Source organism: Streptomyces sp. NPDC054866, from assembly GCF_053610745.1.
Genome location: NZ_JBSGZA010000031.1, coordinates 1 through 1,845 on the forward strand (window position 1 = coordinate 1; position 1,845 = coordinate 1,845).

Consider the following 1,845-nt stretch of genomic DNA (forward strand, 5'->3'; position numbering starts at 1 on the left):
CTCACCCACCACCTCACAGGCACAGAAGTCCGCAAAGTCACCCACGGGACCCGGCCGCTGGAAACCGACCACGCCCTCCACCTGTTCGACACCGCGCTGGCAGCGCCTCAGCCGTATCAGGTGTGCCTCCCCCTCAACCCCAACGCACTCCGCACCACCGAAACAACCCCCGCACTCCTACGCGACCTCGCCCCGCACCCCACCCGACGTACTGCCGCCACCGACTCCCCCACCACCGCCGGCGCACTGGCCCAAGAACTGACCGCCCTACCCGAAACTGACCGGCATCGCCGCCTGCTCGACCTCGTCCGCAGCAACGTTGCCGCCGTCCTCGGTCACCACTCCCCCGAGGCCATCGACGCCCAACGCCCCTTCAAAGACCTCGGCTTCGACTCCCTGACCGCCGTCGAACTCCGCAACCGCCTCACCGGCACCACCAGCCTGCGGCTCCCCGCCACCCTGATTTTCGACCACCCCACCCCACAGGCCCTCACGACCCACCTCCTCAACCAGCTCCTCAACACCCCGCTCCAGACCACAGCCACCACCCACACCACCCACACCACCGACGACCCCATCGCCATCGTCGCCACCGCATGCCGCTACCCCGGAGGCATCCGGAACGCGCAAGCGCTGTGGGATCTCGTCAGCGCCGGCATCGATGCCGTCGGCGATCTTCCGACCAACCGCGGTTGGGATCTGGACAACCTCTACGACCCCGACCCCGACGCCACCGGCAAGACCTACACACGCCACGGCGCCTTCCTCCACGACGCCGACCAGTTCGACGCCGACTTCTTCCACATGAACCCCCGCGAGGCCCTCGCCACCGACCCCCAGCAACGCCTCCTCCTCGAAACCGCCTGGGAAGCCTTCGAACACGCCGGCATCAACCCCACCACCCTCAAGGGCAGCAACACCGGCGTCTTCACCGGAGTCATCTCGCAGGACTATCTGCTGCGGCTCCACCAGAACCCGGAGGGGCTGGAGGGCTATATAGCCACGGGCAGTTCGGGCAGTGTGGCCTCGGGCCGGGTGGCGTACACCTTCGGGCTGGAGGGCCCCGCCATGACGGTGGACACGGCCTGCTCCTCGTCACTGGTCGCTCTGCATCTCGCCGCCCAGTCCCTCACCCAGGGTGAGTGCGACATGGCTCTGGCCGGCGGCGCCACCATCATGGCCACGCCGGGCACCTTCCAGGTCTTCTCCCGCCAGCGCGGACTGGCACCCGACGGCCGCTGCAAACCCTTCGCCGACGCGGCCGACGGCACCGGCTGGGGCGAAGGAACTGGACTCGTCCTCCTCGAACGCCTCTCCGACGCCCAGCGCAACGGCCACCCCGTCCTGGCGGTGCTGCGCGGCTCGGCCATCAACCAGGACGGCGCGTCCAACGGCCTCACCGCACCCAACGGCCCCTCCCAGCAACGCGTCATCGAACAAGCCCTCGCCAACGCCCGGCTGACCGCCGACCAGATCGACGCCGTAGAAGCACACGGCACCGGCACCACCCTCGGCGACCCCATCGAAGCCCAAGCCCTCCTCGCCACCTATGGGCGTGAGCACTCCGCCGAACGGCCGCTCTGGCTCGGCTCCATCAAGTCCAACATCGGCCACACGCAGGCCGCGGCGGGCGTCGCAGGCGTCATCAAGATGATCGAAGCCATGCGACATGGCCGGCTCCCCCAGACCCTTCATGTGGACCAGCCCTCCACCCATGTGGAGTGGGGGACGGGCCATATCGCTCTGTTGGCGGAGGCGCAGTCGTGGCCGGAGACGGGTGAGGCACGGCGGGCGGCGGTGTCGTCGTTCGGAATGAGCGGGACGAACGCGCATGTGATCCTGGAG

1 protein-coding gene is annotated in these 1,845 nt (G+C 68.8%); it reads left to right on the top strand.

The window, feature by feature from the left end:
* On the top strand, positions 1–1,845 hold a 1,845-nt coding region (locus ACWGI2_RS42035), incomplete at both ends, for a type I polyketide synthase (RefSeq protein ID WP_453701335.1).